14 protein-coding genes are annotated in these 16,187 nt (G+C 73.4%); 8 read left to right on the top strand and 6 right to left on the bottom strand.

The window, feature by feature from the left end:
* Positions 1 to 100 precede the first annotated feature (100 nt).
* Complete coding sequence (locus IG84_RS0121140; protein WP_031059414.1) at positions 101 to 460, bottom strand: ArsR/SmtB family transcription factor; 360 nt, start codon at positions 458 to 460, stop codon at positions 101 to 103.
* Between the two features lie 159 nt (positions 461 to 619).
* On the opposite strand from IG84_RS0121140, the gene IG84_RS0121135 reads away from it, so the two are divergent.
* Positions 620 to 1,984 (top strand): MFS transporter, encoded by a 1,365-nt coding sequence (locus IG84_RS0121135; RefSeq protein WP_031059413.1) that lies wholly within the window; start codon positions 620 to 622, stop codon positions 1,982 to 1,984.
* A gap of 54 nt (positions 1,985 to 2,038) precedes the next feature.
* On the opposite strand, the gene IG84_RS0121130 is transcribed toward IG84_RS0121135, so the two are convergent.
* From IG84_RS0121130 to IG84_RS0121120, 3 genes are all read right to left on the bottom strand, one after another.
* Positions 2,039 to 2,518 (bottom strand): NUDIX hydrolase, encoded by a 480-nt coding sequence (locus IG84_RS0121130; protein ID WP_031059412.1) that lies wholly within the window; start codon positions 2,516 to 2,518, stop codon positions 2,039 to 2,041.
* A 132-nt stretch (positions 2,519 to 2,650) separates the two neighbouring features.
* Complete coding sequence (locus tag IG84_RS38125) at positions 2,651 to 3,322, bottom strand: hypothetical protein (RefSeq protein WP_031059411.1); 672 nt, start codon at positions 3,320 to 3,322, stop codon at positions 2,651 to 2,653.
* Between the two features lie 167 nt (positions 3,323 to 3,489).
* Positions 3,490 to 4,302: a glutamate racemase gene (locus IG84_RS0121120; protein WP_037800677.1), complete on the bottom strand. Its 813-nt coding sequence runs from the start codon at positions 4,300 to 4,302 to the stop codon at positions 3,490 to 3,492.
* 95 nt (positions 4,303 to 4,397) lie between these two features.
* Between IG84_RS0121120 and IG84_RS0121115 the strand changes: the two genes are divergently transcribed.
* Complete coding sequence (locus tag IG84_RS0121115; RefSeq protein ID WP_051862108.1) at positions 4,398 to 5,669, top strand: glycosyltransferase; 1,272 nt, start codon at positions 4,398 to 4,400, stop codon at positions 5,667 to 5,669.
* Positions 5,670 to 5,732: 63 nt separating this feature from the next.
* Here IG84_RS0121115 and IG84_RS0121110 read toward each other — a convergent pair whose 3' ends face one another.
* Positions 5,733 to 7,106, bottom strand: coding sequence for a TerD family protein (locus IG84_RS0121110; RefSeq protein WP_031059408.1), 1,374 nt, complete (start codon positions 7,104 to 7,106; stop codon positions 5,733 to 5,735).
* Between the two features lie 260 nt (positions 7,107 to 7,366).
* Between IG84_RS0121110 and IG84_RS0121105 the strand changes: the two genes are divergently transcribed.
* From IG84_RS0121105 to IG84_RS0121080, 6 genes are all read left to right on the top strand, one after another.
* Positions 7,367 to 7,804: a DUF6643 family protein gene (locus IG84_RS0121105; protein WP_031059405.1), complete on the top strand. Its 438-nt coding sequence runs from the start codon at positions 7,367 to 7,369 to the stop codon at positions 7,802 to 7,804.
* A gap of 61 nt (positions 7,805 to 7,865) precedes the next feature.
* Complete coding sequence (locus IG84_RS0121100; protein ID WP_031059403.1) at positions 7,866 to 8,690, top strand: MOSC domain-containing protein; 825 nt, start codon at positions 7,866 to 7,868, stop codon at positions 8,688 to 8,690.
* 157 nt (positions 8,691 to 8,847) lie between these two features.
* Positions 8,848 to 9,744 carry an MEDS domain-containing protein gene (locus tag IG84_RS0121095; RefSeq protein ID WP_245659472.1) on the top strand — a complete coding sequence of 299 codons (897 nt, stop codon included), beginning with the start codon at positions 8,848 to 8,850 and terminating at the stop codon, positions 9,742 to 9,744.
* A complete protein-coding gene (locus IG84_RS0121090) occupies positions 9,738 to 10,178 on the top strand; it encodes an ATP-binding protein (RefSeq protein WP_037800676.1) in 441 nt (146 codons plus the stop codon). Before IG84_RS0121095 ends, IG84_RS0121090 begins: the two co-directional genes overlap by 7 nt.
* 251 nt (positions 10,179 to 10,429) lie before the next feature.
* On the top strand, positions 10,430 to 11,032 hold the full coding sequence (locus IG84_RS0121085; RefSeq protein ID WP_031059398.1) for an Rv1733c family protein: 603 nt from the start codon (positions 10,430 to 10,432) through the stop codon (positions 11,030 to 11,032).
* A 199-nt stretch (positions 11,033 to 11,231) separates the two neighbouring features.
* Positions 11,232 to 13,664, top strand: a complete 2,433-nt coding sequence (locus tag IG84_RS0121080) for a right-handed parallel beta-helix repeat-containing protein (RefSeq protein WP_031059397.1) — start codon at positions 11,232 to 11,234, stop codon at positions 13,662 to 13,664.
* Here the strand turns inward: IG84_RS0121080 and IG84_RS0121075 are convergent.
* The gene (locus tag IG84_RS0121075) at positions 13,634 to 15,949 is read right to left on the bottom strand and encodes a hypothetical protein (RefSeq protein ID WP_031059396.1); all 2,316 of its coding nucleotides are present in this window, start codon (positions 15,947 to 15,949) and stop codon (positions 13,634 to 13,636) included. The two genes, IG84_RS0121080 and IG84_RS0121075, sit on opposite strands and share 31 nt — an antisense overlap.
* Between the last annotated feature and the right edge of the window lie 238 nt (positions 15,950 to 16,187).

The raw sequence follows: 16,187 nt of genomic DNA, 5'->3' as shown, positions 1-16,187 counted from the left end.
TGCGCCTGCACGGCTGGTTCTACGAGATCACCTCCGGCGAGGTCTTCACCTACGAGTCCCGGGAGCGCATGTTCCGGCCGCTGTGACCGGCCCGCGCACTTCAGTCGTGCGCAGCCTCGCCGCTGACGCGGTGGTCCGCGTGGCTCAGGGCTTCCAGGACGAGACGGCGCAGGTGTCCGTCGCTCAGCCGGTAGTAGATGTGCCGGCCCGCGCGCCGCGTCTCCACCAGCCCGGCGAGCCGCAGTTTCGCCAGGTGCTGACTGACCGCGGTCCGCGATGCCTCGATGCGCTCGGTGAGCGAGCCGACGTCGGACTCCTCCTGCGCCAGCAGCCACAGCAAATGCAGCCGCGTCGCGTCCGCGAGCAGTGCGAACACCCCCGTCGCCTCGACCAGGCGGGCACTATCGGGGGCCTGCAGATGCGCATGAGGTGCAGATGGCACTGCGTCGCGTTGGGGCATGCAGCCAGCGTAGAGCGCGGCACCGGACATGCGATCCTCCGGTCAGCAGGGATCCTGTGAGCAAGGGCAGGGATGCCATGAATAATAGGTGCGCAGGTGCGCACCTATTTGTATAGTGGAGAGCGCCATCCTCGACCGTCCGGGCCAAGGGACAGCCGCATGCTCTCCGTACTGCGCGACCGCACGTACCGGCACCTCTTCACAGCACAGGTCATCGCCCTGGTCGGCACCGGCCTGGCCACCGTCGCACTGAGCCTGCTCGCCTACGACATCGCAGGCGCGGCAGCCGGTTCGGTGCTCGGCACCGCCCTGGCGATCAAGATGGTCGCGTATGTGGCGATCGCCCCGGCCATCGGCGCAATCGCCGACCGGCTCCCCCGCCGCGCCCTCCTGGCCGGCAGCGACCTGATACGCGTGGCCGTCGCGCTCACGCTGCCCTTCGTCGACCAGGTCTGGCAGGTCTACGTCCTGGTCTTCGTACTGCAGTCCGCCTCCGCCGCCTTCACCCCCACCTTCCAGGGCGTCATTCCCGACGTGCTCCCGGCCGAACGCGACTACACCCGGGCGCTCTCCCTCTCCCGGCTCGCCTACGACCTGGAGAGTCTGTTCAGCCCGGCGCTCGCGGCCGCGCTGCTCTCTCTGATCACCTACAACTGGCTGTTCGCCGGCACCGCCGTCGGTTTCCTCGCCTCGGCCGCCCTGGTGGTCTCGGCCGTACTGCCCAAACCGGCCGCCGCCGCGCACACCGGCAGCGCCCGCGGCAAGGCCACGGCGGGCGCCCGGCTCTTCTTCGCCACCCCGCGGCTGCGTGCGCTGCTCGCCCTCAACCTGGCCGTCGCCGCCGCGAGCGCGGTCGTCACCGTCAACAGCGTCGTCTACGTCCGTGACCACCTCGGCCGATCCGCCGGCGATGTGCCACTCGCACTCGGCGCGTACGGCGCCGGCTCCATGGCCGTCGCGCTGCTGCTCCCCCGCGTACTCGACCGGGTCCCCGACCGCACGGTGATGCTGAGCGGCGCCCTGCTGCTCACCGTGGTCTTCGCCGGCCTCGGCGGCATCACCGCGGCCGATTCCGGGAACTGGCGGTGGTCCGCCCTCCTCACCGCCTGGGCCGCGTTCGGCGCCGCCTGCTCGATGGTGCTCACGCCCACCGGACGGCTGATCCGCCGCTCCGCACCGGCCACGGGGCGCACGTCCGCGTTCGCGGCGCAGTTCTCCCTGTCCCACGCGTGCTGGCTGCTGACCTATCCGCTCGCCGGCTGGCTCGGCGCCGCGGCCGGACTGCAGTCGGCCGTCCTCGCGCTGGGTACGACGGCTCTGGCGGCCGGGCTCCTGGCGCTGCGGCTGTGGCCGTCGCACGATCCGGACCGGATCCCCCACCTGCACACCGCCCTGGATGCCCAGCACCCGCACCTGGCCGGTGCCGCACCAGCGCCGGAGGGCTGGCGGCACAGCCACACCTACGTCATCGACGGTCTCCACGACACGTGGCCCACGGAGCCGCAGCGCGTTCTGGGCCGTTGATGCCTGTCTGATGCCTGGCCGTCATGCCTGACTGTTGATGCCTGGCTGTGGCTGTTATGCCTCGCCGATGCCAGCGAACCACGTCGGCGCGTTCTCCGTGGCCTGCTTGATCCGGTTGCGGGCGAAGTCCTCCATCGGGGGCAGCGCGTCCAGCTCGAACCAGCCCACCTCCAGCGACTCGTCGTCGTTCACGCGCGCCTCGCCGCCCGTGGCGCGGCAGAGGAAGCAGATGTCCATGAACTGGCAGCGGTCGCCGTTGGGGTACGTGACCGGCTCCAGCGCCTCGACCAGGAGGAGGCGTTCGGGGACGCAGTGGACGGCGGTTTCCTCGTGGACTTCGCGTACGGCGGTGGCGGCGGGCTGCTCGCCCGGCTCGGGGATGCCACCGATGATCGACCAGCGGCCGTTGTCGACGCGGCGTCCCAGCAGCACCCGCCCCTCGTCGTCGAAGACGATGGCGCTGACGCCGGGCATCCAGAGCAATTGGTGGCCGGCGGTCGCGCGGATTTCGCGGATGAAGTCGGGTGTCGCCATGCCCCGCACCCTAGCGAGCACCCCAGGAGAGGACGAAACGCTTCCGGGGCATTGCGGCCGGATCTCCCTTGGCCGGGGCGGTGCGGCGCTTCGGGGGCTGCGCCGCCCTAAGGGCCCGCGCTGCGCCCCGGGCTACGCTGCTCCGCGGGCCGGCTTCGGCTGGAGGCCGAGGCGGGAGCGGATGCAGCGCACTGCGGCCTCGGCGTCGTCGACGGTGACGGTGAAGGTACGGCCGTCACCGAGCCGCAGGATCACCGCCTCACCGCGCCGCACGATCACGCCCGTCCCCTGCTCCGGGCGCCAGCGGTAGCCCCAGCCGCCCCAGTGGCAGGGCGTGACGCGGGGCGCGAAGTCGACGTCGACCACATGCGAGAGCGGGATGCGGCGGCGCGGCAGGCCCATGTGCCCGCAGCGCACTTCCAGGCAGTCCTTGTCGACCCGCACGGCCACGTGCACGAAGGCGAGCGTGCCGAAGAGGACGAGCAACCCGGCGGCAACACAGCCGACGACGGCCATCACCAAGGGAGTGAGGCCCGACGTCCAGGCATTGTCGACCGCCAGCTCGATGCCGAGTGCCATACAGGCCGCACCGACGGCGGCCAGGAGCCACTGGAATCGATTGGTCGCGCGCCCCTGCCACACGTCCGGCACGGAGGCGCACGGCGAGTCGTCGCGCGCGCCATGGGGCGCTGCGGACGGCCGGTCAGAGGCGGGCGCGCCGCCGTCACCGTGCTCGGCAGGCCGGGCCGGGCGGGCGTCGCTGCTGTCGGGGGCTGCTGCCCCCTCCTGGGGGTGGTCCCTCATGGTTGGCAGCGTACGCGTACTGGCTCCGCCCGGCAGCGGGCAGCGCGACTCTCTGTGACGCATGAGACAGGAGCCGCCGACTGCCCGTTCAGAGACGGAGCCGATCGTTCGAATGCCGCGTTCCGTAACGGGCCGGCTCCGTTGCGGCGCGCCCGCGGAATCCCGTCCTAGCAGGCCGGTCCCGCGGCCGCCGGTTCGCCGGTCGCGGGGATACCGGAGAGCAGCCTGCCCTCTTCATAGGCGAGCGCCGCCTCGGGAAGCGCGGCGGTGCGCCCACTGAGGATCACGGTCAGATCGGCGCTGGGCGTGGCCGCAGGCGCCGGCTGGGCACCGATGCGGCGGAGCGCCTGGGCAGCGACGGCCTCGGCGGAACCGTGCAGCGTGAGCGCGGGCCCCTCCGGGCGCTGCAGCGCGTCCCTGATGCGGTCGGCGACCAGCTCGTAGTGCGTGCAGCCGAGGACGACGGTCCGTACGTCCGGTGGGGTGAGCGCCGCGGCGGCGGCGACCGCGGCGGCGATGGCCGCGTCATCGGCCGCCTCGACCGCGTCGGCGAGGCCGGGGCAGGGCACCTCGGCGACCTCGATGTCCGCCGCGAAGGCCCGGATGAGACCGCGCTGGTACGGGCTGCCGGTCGTGGCGGGCGTGGCCCAGATCGCCACCGGGCCGCCGCCGGCCGCCGCCGGCTTGATCGCGGGGACGGTCCCGATGACCGGCAGGTCCGGCTCCAGCTCGGCGCGCAGCGTGGGCAGCGCGTGGACGGAGGCGGTGTTGCAGGCGACGATCAGGGCGTCCGGCTTGTGCGCCGCGGCGTTTCTGGCGACGGCGAGCGCGCGCTCGGTGAGGTCGGCGGGGGTACGCGGGCCCCAGGGCATGCCGTCGGGGTCGCAGGAGAGGACGAGGCCGGCGTCGGGGCGCAGCCGCCGCACGGCCGCGGCGGCCGCGAGCAGGCCGGTGCCGGAGTCCATGAGTGCGATCTTCACCCGGACACCTTACTCAGCGGGCCCCGGTACGGGCCGCACCGGGCCGGGTCCCCGGGGCCCGCCGCGCCATCGGGCAGACTGCCGGGGTGGCTGTGATGGCGTGGATCGCTGGGGCGTCTCTGGTGGCGTGGGTCTGGCTCCTGGTGGGCCAGGGCTTCTTCTGGCGAACGGATGTGCGTCTGCCACCGGGCACGGCACGTAGGGAGCGCGCCGCACCTACGGAGGCCGCGGGGACGGACGGCTCCGGGGAAGATCCAGGGCGCTGGCCCTCCGTGGCCGTCGTCGTCCCCGCGCGGGACGAGGCCGGGGTACTGCCGGTGAGCCTGCCGTCCGTGCTGGCGCAGGCGTATCCGGGACGGGCCGAGGTCTTCCTCGTCGACGACGGCAGTACGGACGGGACCGGGGAGCTGGCCCGGGCGCTGGCCGCCGAGCGCGGCGGGCTGCCGCTGACCGTGACCTCGCCCGGTGAGCCGGCCCCGGGCTGGACCGGCAAGCTGTGGGCCGTCCGGCACGGCATGGCGCTGGCCCGGGAGCGTACGGACGCGGAGTACGTGCTGCTGACCGACGCCGACATCGCGCACGGGCCGGACAGCCTGCGCACGCTCGTCTCCGCCGCCCGCACGGCCGATCTGGACCTGGTGTCGCAGATGGCGCGGTTGCGGATCGCGGACTTCTGGGAGCGGCTGATCGTCCCGGCGTTCGTGTACTTCTTCGGGCAGCTCTACCCGTTCCGCTGGGTGAACCGGCCGGGAGCGCGTACGGCGGCGGCGGCCGGCGGCTGCGTACTGCTGCGCCGGGACGCCGCCGAGCGGGCCGGGATTCCGGCGAACATCCGGCACGCGGTGATCGACGACGTGACGCTGGCCCGCGCCGTCAAGCGTTCCGGGGGCCGCTCGGGGCCCTCCACGGGGCGTATCTGGCTCGGGCTCGCCGATCATGTGGACAGCGTGCGTCCGTACCCGCGCCTGGCCGATCTCTGGCGGATGGTGGCGCGCAGCGCGTACGCGCAACTCCTGCACAGCCCCTTGCTGTTGGCGGGTACGGTGCTGGGCCTCGCGCTGGTCTATCTGGTTCCGCCCGTCGCGGTGATCGCGGGCACGGTGGGCGGCAGCGTGCCGACCGCGCTCCTCGGGGGCGCGGCGTGGGCCGTGATGGCCGGAACGTACCTGCCGATGCTGCGCTACTACAGGCAGCCGCCGTGGATCGCGCCTCTGCTGCCGTTCACCGCGCTGCTGTACCTCCTGATGACGGTCGATTCGGCCGTGCAGCACTACCGGGGGCGCGGCGCCGCCTGGAAGGGGCGGACGTACGGGGCGCCGCCCACGGGAGCGGGTGCCGCCCCGGGAGAGGCGTCCGAGGGCGCTTAGCCGCGCAGGCCGGGGACGCGTGAGCGCGCGTCGGGCGCGGCACGAAAGCTCCGGCCGTGCGCCTCACTTCCGCCCCGGCGCCCAGCGCATCCCCCACCCGTACGCCTGGTCCACCGTGCGCTGCGGGCTGACGCCCCCTTCGGGGACGAGGTAGCGGGCCTCGCGCTGGACGACCAGTTCGGTGCCGGTGTTGATGAGCAGCGCCAGGGCGCAGACGTTGGACGGGACGGTGCACTCGTCGAGGGAGAAGTCGATGGGGGCGCCGCGCTGCGGTGTGAGGGTGACCGTGGCGTTCAGGTCGGCGAAGCTGCGCGCGCCTTCGTAGATGGTGACGAAGAACAGGATCCTCTTGATGAGGCGCTGCTGGTCGAGGTTGACCGTGAGGTTCTCACCGGCGGTCACGGCGCCGGTGCGGTCGTCGCCGTCGAGGTGGATGAACGGCGGGGCGTCCAGGGACCCGAAGGCGTTGCCCAGGGCCTGTACGACGCCCTTGCTGCCGTCGGTCAGCTCGTACAGCGCGCACAGGTCGAGGTCGAGGGCCGCGGGGCCGGCGAGCGCCCGGCTGAGCTTGCGGCCCCACCCCGATCCGGAGGGCGCCGGGCGGGTCTGCCAGTTGAGGTTCACCCGCATCGCGCCCGAGGTGCCCCCTTGCTTCGTCAGCGAAACGGCGGGCGCGTCCTTCGTCAGGGTGACTTTGGACAGGCGTACCGGGGTGGGGGCGGGCGTGTCTGCACCGTACGCCGGGGGCGTGGGAGTTGACGCAGCGGGTTGACCTTGAGGCGCGGCGTGCGCCGGCGGCGCCGCGGGCGCCCCTGATACCGGCGCGGTCGCCCCGGGAGCCACCGCGGGCGCTGCCGGCCCGGCGGGCGCCGCACCCGGGTCGTCCACGCTGATCCCGTAGTCCGTGGCCAGCCCGGCGAGTCCGCTGTCGTACCCCTGGCCGACCGCCCGGAATTTCCAGCCGCCCTGCCGCCGGTAGAGCTCGCCGAGCACGAAGGCGGTCTCCACGGTGGCGTCCTGGCTGTCGAACCGTACGAGCTCGGCGCCACCGGAGGCCGCGGACGCGGTGCCACCGGGGCCCGCGCCCGTCGCGTCAAGGATGCGCACGCTCAGCCCGGGCACCTGACCGAACGTTCCGGCATCCGCGGAGGCCGCGAGCACCACCCGCTCGACGGCCGGCTCCACGGCGGTGAGGTCGACGGCGAGGGTGTCGGTCGTCGTACCCGCCGCCGTCCGCTTGCCCTCGTGGCGCACGGCGCCCGAAGCGTGCACCGGCTGGTTGTAGAACACGAAGTCGCCGTCGTCGCGCACCTTCCCGCCGCTCAGCAGCAGCGCCGAGGCGTCCACGTCCGGGACGCCGCTTCCGGTACGCCAGCTCAGCTCGATCCGTACCGCTCCGGCATCCACCGGGGCGTTGCCCCCCTTGGGCATCGACATGGCCGCCTCCTTCGGATTCGCGCTCCCGCTTCGCGGCGCGCCGCCCTCCCAACCTAGGGGGTCCGCGACGGCCCTTGGACGCCTCCGAGAAGGCAAGATTTCACCTCCCAGTGAGCCGCCCTTTACACGATTCAAACGGGCGTTGGCGACCGATTTTCCCAAGTTCGCTCACATTAGTGAACCGCAACCACTACCGACACGTAAAACAACCCTCTTTTCAGGCTCCCCAACCAGCACATCGTGGGCTTAACTTAAGAGGCATGACCTCCCCCCGCTCTACCTACGGCGGCGGCTACTACGCTTCGCCTTCCTTCCCGGACACCCCGATCTACGACAGCCTTGTCGCCGAGCGCGGCACACCCCAGATCGCGCCGATCAGGGTCCAGCCTCCGTACGACGTCGGCTCGTCCCAGCAGTCCTACTCGTCGCCGGCCCTGCCGGCGCTGCCCGCGCTCCCCTCCGGCCCGTCTGCGGCCCCCGCCCAGCACGGCTATCAGGGTCAGGCTCCGATGCAGCCCGCGCCCACGCCGTACATCCCGCAGCAGGCCGCCGGCCCGCAGGGGTACCCGGGCCAGCAGCAGCCGCGGCGCCCGATGAGCACGGGGTACGAAGCGATGCGCCCGGCGGCCCCGGTCGCGCCGCGCCCCGCTCCGTACGAGGATCCGTACGGCCGCCCGCAGCACCCGCGGGGCTACTGACCCCTCGGCCAACTGTCCGGCCGCCCGGTCAAATGTCCGACCCGGCTGGCAGGATGGGCCCATGCAGAACTCGCGCCTCCGTGCCCTCCAGCTGTACCCGGTGAAGTCTCTTGCGGGGACCTCCCCCGGCTCGGCCGCCGTGGAGCCATGGGGCCTGGCCGGGGACCGGCGCTGGCTGCTGGTCGACGAGGAGCGGCGGCATGTCACGCAGCGGTCCCGGCCGCGGCTGGCCCTGGCCGTCGCGCAGGTGCGGCCCGACGGGGGAATCGGGCTCAGCGCGCCGGGGATGCAGGACCTGTCCGTGGAGGTTCCTGCCCCCGGCGCGACCGTGCCCGTGCAGGTCTGGCGGGACAAGGTGGACGCCGTGCCCGCCTCGGCGGCGGCCTCCGAGTGGTTCAGTACGTACCTGGGCGCCGAGGTCACGCTCGTGCACATGGACGACCCGGCCGTGCGCCGTTCCGTGCGCCAGGACTACGCGCGCCCCGGTGACACGGTGAGCTTCGCCGACGCCTTCCCGCTGCTGCTCACCACGTCGTCCTCGCTGGACGCGCTCAACTCCCTGATCGCCCAGGGCGACCACGCCGACGAGGGCCCGCTGCCCATGGACCGTTTCCGGCCGAACGTCGTCATCGAGGGCACGGCCCCGTGGGCCGAGGACGACTGGGAGCGGGTGCGGATCGGCGAGATCACCTTCCGGGTCGCCAAGCCCTCCGGCCGCTGCGTGGTGACCACCACCGACCAGCGCACCGCCGAGCGCGGCAAGGAACCGCTGCGCACGCTCGCCCGCCACCGCCGCTTCGGCGACGACCTGGTGTTCGGGCAGAACCTCATACCCGAGTCGCGCGGCACGCTCCGTGCCGGCGACCCCTTCGAGGTCCTGAGCTGACGTCAGCACGTGTCCTTACGCAGCCGCCATCCCGTTTTCGCGCACCGCCGCGCACCGCTCCCGCCTGCCCTGCGCCGCAGCCCCCGCCGACCGCATTGCGGGGCCCCGTCAGGGCTGCATATGGTGACCGTATTGCGGTGGCAACAGGGAGATTCACGTGCGCATTTCTGCCGGGGACTCGGCGAGCGATCGCCTCATCCCGGTACACCGGATGCGCCCCGGCGATCACGCTTTCGTCAGTTACGACGACGACGAGATCCGCTGGGACGTCCTGACGGCCTTCACCCGGCTCGGCCTGGCCCGCGGCGAGCGGGTCATCGTCTTCCCGCGACCCGGCCTGTCCGAGGAAGAGGTCCTGGCGCGGCTGGACTTCCCCAACCGCACGACGGCGACGGCCCGCATCAGAGGCCAGTTGGTGCTCAGCAGCATGCGCCGGCTCATCAGCCCCGACCCCGCCTTCACGGCCGACCGGCAGTGGAGCCGGCTGCGCGAGGAGACCACGCAGGCCGTCGCGGAGGGGTACACGGGCCTGCGGGCGTTCATCGACATGCACTGGGTGCCGGACCTCGGCGCGGACGTGCACACGATGATGCACCGCGAGTCGAACGCCCACGAGCTCTTCAAGGGCCGCCCGTACAGCGAGATCTGCGCGTACGACCGGCGCTGGTTCGCACCGGAGGTGCTGACCGCCATGGCTGAGGCGCACCCCCGCAACCTCCTCGAACAGCTCGGCGCGCTGCACACGGAGCGGGCACCGGACGGCGCACTGCGCTTCATCGGCGAGGCCGACGCCGCGACGAAGCAGCCCTTCCTCACCACCCTGGAACTCGCCCTGGTGCAGGGCGCGGCCGCGGGCCGGCTCGTCCTGGACCTGAGCCGGCTGCACTTCCTGTCGGTCGGCTGCGCCACCGGCCTCCTCACGCTCGTCCAGGAGGCGAACGGCCTCTCCAGGGTCGAGGTCCGGGGCGACCTGGTACAGCTCCGCACGCTCCAGCGGTTGGGAGCGGCATCCATTTCGCGGCTGACGCTGTCGGAGGTGACGCGACCGTGCTGATCCCCGAGTCCGCTCGTCCCCAGGGCGCCGGCGACGAACCGAGCGTCAGATACCTGCTGCAGCGGCGCTTCACCGCCCGGCTGCTCCCGCAGGTGCGGCTGCTCGTCGAGGAGTGTGCGGCCCGTGAGGGCCTGGCCGAGCCACGGCGCGGGGAGTTCGTGCTCGCCGTGGACGAGGTGGCCGGTAACGCCGTCGAGCACGCGGGCGGCAGCGGCCGGCTGATCCTGCGCCGGATCGGCGACGAACTGGAGTGCCTGGTCATCGATTCGGGCCCGGGCTTCACGGAGGCCGTCATCCCGGAGCTGCTGCCGGGCCTGGACGGTGCGCCCACGGGGCGCGGGCTGTGGATGGCCCGGCTGGTAGCCGACCGGCTGACGATCGCCGCGGGGGCGGCGGCCGGCGCGGTGGTCACGCTGGCGGTACGCGTCCACTGAAACACCCGCGAGAAAGCCCTTGGGCGGCTGCTGGACGCTCTTGAGTCACCTCTTGCACCCCAGGCCACTCCGCGCGCACCTGCGGCCCTCTCCCGGCCTCTTCGCCGGGCTCAGGTCACCCGCGGCCGCCGCTCGCGGCGGCGATAGAGTAGCGGTCCGTACGAGTCCGTGATTTTGCTCGCTCTTCATGAACACCGCGCATGAAGGGCCCGTAATGAGGTAGTTACGGACACGGAAGGGGGTGCCGGACCGTGCGAGCGATGAGTGGACTGTGGCGTTGGCGGCATAATCCGCTGCGGCGCAGGACCGATCTCGCCGAGGCGTGGCTGGCGTTGGGCGCCGCCCTCCTGATCCTGTTCGGGGCCTCGGCGGCCGGCTGGGCGACCGCCCGGACGGCCGGCGACGCGCTGCTGGACACCGTACGGACCCAGCACGCCCAACGGCACCTGGTGCGGGTCCAGGTGGACCGGCTGCTGCCGCATCCCCCCGTGGACCCCGACCCCGAGACGGCCACCCGGCGCGACGCGCACCGCAGGGTGCTGGCCAACTGGCGCGGCGTGGACGGCAGCCGGCACATCGGTGCCGTCGCGGCGCCGCGTCCGGTGGTGCCCGGCGACCGCTTCCGGATCTGGACCGACGGCCACGGCCGGGTCATGCCCCGCCCGATGGACGTCACGACAGCGAACTCCCATGCGGTGCTCGCCGGCCTGGGCGCGGCGGCGCTGGCCGGCGCCGCCATCGAGGGCGGCCGCAGGCTGGTGATGTGGCGGCTGATGCGCCGCCGGTACCGCCGCTGGGACGAGGAGTGGGAGCGCGCGGGCCAGGACTGGGGACGGGCCGGCGCGGGGAGCTGAGCACGCGCCGCCCACAGAGTGCGGAGTGCGTCACCGCCCGTAGGACGAGGTGCCGACCACGTCAACTGCCGTACGCCGAGCGCGCTACGGTGGTGCAGCCAGCCGCTCGGCTGGGGCCTGCGCAGCCCGTACGCGGACATACCCGCGCGTACCACCGCGGGCCGGAAACAGCCGCACGAGGTGGGGGCACGACATCGCCATGGCACAGGGCTCGGTCCAGGTCACGCACTCCGGGACGTCGCGCTGGCGGCGTCGCACAGGGGAGTACAGCTCCCTGGCCGCCGCCCTCGAAGCAGCCGGGGACGGCGATGTGCTGACCGTCGCGGCGGGCACGTACCGGGAGAACCTCGTGCTGTGCCGGGCCGTGACGCTGCGCGGGCCCGACGGGGCGCGCGGCTCGGTGCGGATCGCGCCCGCCGACGGCGTGGCGCTGACCGTACGGGCCTCGGCGACCCTGCAGGACCTGCACGTGGAGGCGCAGGACTCGGCGGCGCCCGCCCTCCTGGTGGAGGACGGCGCACCGGAGCTCACCGGGCTGCGCGTGGTGACGCGGTCCGCGACCGGCATCGAGGTGCGCGGTGGCGCCCGGCCCACGGTGCGGCGCTGCACGGTCGACAATCCGGGCGGCGTGGGCATCAGCGTGCTGGACGGGGCGGGCGGCGTCTTCGAGGAGTGCGAGGTACTGGCTGCCGGGCAGACGGGCGTGGCGGTGCGCGGCGGGGCGCATCCGCGGCTGGAGCGCTGCCGGGTGCACCACGCGAGCGGCGCCGGCCTGGCGGTGAACGGCGAGGGCAGTGCCGTCGAGGCGGTCGGCTGCGAGCTGTACGAGATCAAGGGCGCGGGCGTGCAGGTCGCCGCGCGCGCCACCGGGCACCTCACCGACTGCACGGTGCACCGCACTTCGGCGGACGGCGTCACCCTGGACACGGACGCGGTGCTCACGGTCGCCGACTGCGACATCCACGACATACCGGAGAACGCGCTGGATCTGAGGTCGCGTTCGGTGCTGACGCTGACCCGGAGCCGGGTGCGGCACTTCGGACGCAACGGCCTGTCCGTATGGGACCCGGGCACCCGGGTGGACGCCAACCAGTGCGAGATCCACGACAGTACGGGCGACTACCCGGCGGTGTGGGTGAGCGACGGCGCGACGGCAGTGCTGGACTCGACCCGGGTGCACGATGTGCCGGACGCGCTCTTCGTGCTGGACCGCGGCTCACGCGCCGATGTAGTCGATTCCGATCTCGCGCAGGTACGGAACACCGCCGTTTCGGTCAGCGACGGCGCGACCGTACAGCTCGACGACTGCCGTATCCGGGAGGCGGCGACCGGCGCGTGGTTCCGCGACCACGGCAGCGGCGGCACGCTCTCGGGCTGCACGATCGAGGACACCCAGACGGGCGTGATCGTCACCAAGGGCGCCGACCCGAACGTCGAGCGGTGCACGGTCAGCACGCCGGCCGAAGCGGGCTTCTACGTGTCCGCGGAGGGCCGCGGCACCTTCCACAACTGCCGGGTCACGGGCAGTTCAGGCTACGGCTTCCATGTGATCGACGGCTGCCGCACGACGCTGACGCGATGCCGTACGGAGCGCTGCGCACGCGGCGGGTACGAATTCGCCGAGGACGGGCCGACGGCGGTGGACTGCACCAGCGACGAGAGCCGGATGACCCAGCCGGCGGCCGCGGCGGTGCCGTCCGGCATGCCCTCGCCGACGGCCGCTGCGGCGCCTGTGACGGCCGCGCAGCCCGCGGGCACGGCCGGACTGCTGGGCGGTGCCCCCACGGCGCCGCAGGCGCCCGCCGAGCCGGTCCCGGACACCCGGCCCTCGGAGGAGGTCCTCGGCGAACTGGACACGCTCGTCGGCCTGGACAGCGTGAAGCGCGAGGTGCGCAGCCTGATCAACATGATCGAGGTGGGGCGGCGCCGGCAGCAGGCGGGCCTGAAGGCGGCCTCAGTCCGCCGCCATCTGGTCTTCACCGGCTCCCCGGGCACGGGCAAGACCACCGTCGCGCGGCTGTACGGCGAGATCCTGGCGTCGCTGGGCGTACTGGAGCGCGGCCACCTCGTGGAGGTGTCCCGGGTGGACCTGGTCGGCGAGCACATCGGGTCGACGGCCATCCGTACTCAGGAGGCGTTCGACCGGGCGCGCGGCGGGGTGCTCTTCATCGACGAGGCGTACGCGCTGTCCCCGGAGGACTCCGGGCGCGATTTCGGACGTGAGGCCATCGACACCCTGGTGAAGCTGATGGAGGACCACCGGGAGGCGGTGGTGGTCATCGTGGCGGGCTACACCGCCGAGATGGAGCGCTTCCTCGCGGTCAACCCCGGCGTCGCCTCCCGCTTCTCGCGGACCATCAGGTTCGGCGACTACGACCCCGAGGAACTGCTGCGGATCGTCGGGCAGCAGGCCGAGGAGCAGGAGTACCACCTCGCCGACGGCACCTCCGAGGCGCTGCTGAAGTACTTCACCGCGCTCCCGAAGGGGCCGTCGTTCGGCAATGGGCGCACTGCCCGGCAGACGTTCGAGGCGATGGTCGAACGGCATGCGGGCCGGGTGGCGCAGCTCCCCGACCCGAACACCGACGACCTCACGCACCTCTACCCCGAAGACCTGCCGGCGCTGCCCTGAGAGGCGGCGGGCCGCTCTCCGGGGGCGGGGTCGCGCTCGGCGTCCGGCTCGCCGGGCTGCTGCGGTATCCCGGGCGCCAGATGGGCGAGGAGTTCGGCGCGGGCCGCCCCGAACTCCGGGTCGGCCTGGTAGTCACCGTGCCCGAGGGTCTGGGCGGGCAGCGGGTACTGGAGGGTGCGCCCGAAGACCAGCGGGTCGCGCAGCGGCCCCCGGTCGATCGCCGCGCCGTCCTCGCAGGTGAGGCGGACCGGGCCGCCGATGGGGTCGGTGAAGCGCCACAGGTTGCGCCAGGCGTCCATCTCGCGGTGCAGCCCGGTGAGCGCGGCGGGCCCGAAGAACGCCGGGAACCAGCGTCCGTACAGCCGCTCCAGCGGCGACCCGTACGTGAGCAGCGCGATCCGGCTGCGCGTCACCGGGTCGAGCTGCCAGACGGCGGCGGCCGCGAGGACGCTGCCCTGCGAGTGCCCGGAGAGGACCAGGCGCCCGTCGTGGGTCTCGGTCCAGGTGGCCATCCGCCAGGTCAGGTCCGGGACGGCCCGCTCGGCGTAGCACGGGGGCGCGAAGGGGTGTGCGGCGCGCGGCCAGAAGGTGCCGACGTCCCAGAGGATGCCGATGGTGCGGCGGGCCGAGGCGTCCTTGTAGGCGCGGCGCCCCATCGCGAGCATGAGGACGACGCCGGCGCCCATCAGCCAGGAGCCGAGCGCCTGTGCCGTCTCGGCGACGGCGTCCACGAAGGCGGGTGCGCCGTCCAGCGCCCGGCCGGGCGGCAGCCCCGTGAGCCGGGCACCGAGCACCGCACCCGTACCGAGCACGAAGGTGACGGCCGTGATCACGCCGATCAGCACCGGCGCCCGGTCGGTGAGCCCCGCGGTGGCGATGGTGCCGGCGATCCCCTTGGTGCGCTGCGCGTCGGGCTTCTCCTCGCCCTCGTACAGCCCGGGGATGTCCGGGAGGACCTCGCGGCGGACGGCGAGCACCTGGAAGGCGGCCACGACGACCAGCAGGAGGACGACAATCAGCAGGACCGGGATGACCGATGCCTGCCAGGAGAGCAGTACGGGCGGGCCCGCCATCGGGGCGTGCGCGTCACCCGGGGTGGCGCCGCGGTCCAGCCAGTCGGCGGTGCGCTGCGCCACTCCCCCGGTGAACACGCCGCCCAGTGCGCAGGCCAGCAGCGCCACGGAGGCGCCGGCCAGGCCCGCGAGCGCGGTGCGCTCCGTGCCCCGCGCGGCCCGCTGGAGCACCCCGGCGGTCAGCAGCAGCCCGACGACCAGCGCGCCCTGGAGGACGGCGAGCACCGCGAAGGTGCCGTCGCCCGGGAGGTGCCCGGCGGAGGTCCAGCCGGGACGCGCCCAGGCGGTGTGCACGGCGGTCAGGGCCAGCGCGCCGAGCGCGGCGTACGGGAGGCATCTGACGACCGGCCGGTCGGTCTCCACGTCGGGCTCCGCCTCGCTGCGCGCGGTGCGGCAGACGATGACCACGCTGAGGACCGCGAGGGCGGCCACCAGCGCGGCGAGCGCGTATCCGGTCCAGCGCAGCCACGCGCCGGCGCCGGGCCGGCCGTCGGCGTCGTGCGCGGTCAGGAGCAGCGCGGTGGCGATGGTGAGCAGCCCCGCAGCGGCGTGCGCGGAGCGCAGCCGGGCGACGACCCGGCGGCCGTACCAGAAGCCGTCCAGGCACAGCGTGGGGCGCTCGGAGGGCGGGGTGTCGCGGGAGGTGCCGGGGCGGCGCGGCGGCGGGGAGGCGGACTCGTATGCGCTCCAGGTGCGGTGCGAGAGCCACCACAGCAGGCCCACGAGGAGCAGCGGAAAGGCGCTCGCGACCACGAGGCGGCGGCCCGGCAGGCTCCACCATCCGTCGTGCACGGTGCTGAGGAAACCGAGCCAGGAGCGGTCCGCCGAGCACGAGAGGCTGCCCGCGCACTGCCAGGCGAGCAGGTCCAGGGCCACCTCGCAGGCCCCGGCGGCGAGCAGCACCGTAAGGGTGAGCGCGAGGATGCGTACGAGGACGTCGTACACGCGCTGGGCAGGGTGGCCGCGCGGGGCCGCGGGGCGCATCCAGTGCGCGAGGTTCGCGACCATGAAGGGCAGCAGGATCAGCCAGAGGGCGCGGCTGCCGTTGCCCGAGGTGAGGTTGGACCAGCAGTACGCCTCGCGGACCGGCTCCTCGGGGTCGCCCTCGCGCTCGTCAGCAGGGCGCTCCTCGGCGTCCGCGTCGGCGGCGCGGCGGTAGATGGCGGCGGTGTCGTCACCGGTGACGCGCACGACCCGGGGGTCGTCGAGCATCTCTGCGGGTGTGGTGCCGCCGACACCGTGAACCAGCAGTTCGAGGGCGATCCGGCGTGGTCTGTGCGCGGCGGCGCCCTCGTCTTCGCCCGGGTCCGTCGTGGCTGTGGGCGCGGACCGGTACGTGGTGTCCACTGTGCTTCCCCCGATGTCCGTACGTCGATGTGCGTCCCGGATTCTTTCTTGCCCGCCGGAGCGCCGCATTCACCTCATCCGGGCCGGGGAGTCACTGTCAGTG

Source organism: Streptomyces ochraceiscleroticus (assembly GCF_000720485.1).
In the GTDB taxonomy this organism is placed as follows: Bacteria; Actinomycetota; Actinomycetes; order Streptomycetales; family Streptomycetaceae; genus Streptomyces; species Streptomyces ochraceiscleroticus.
This window is presented reverse-complemented; position numbering and strand designations above follow the sequence as displayed.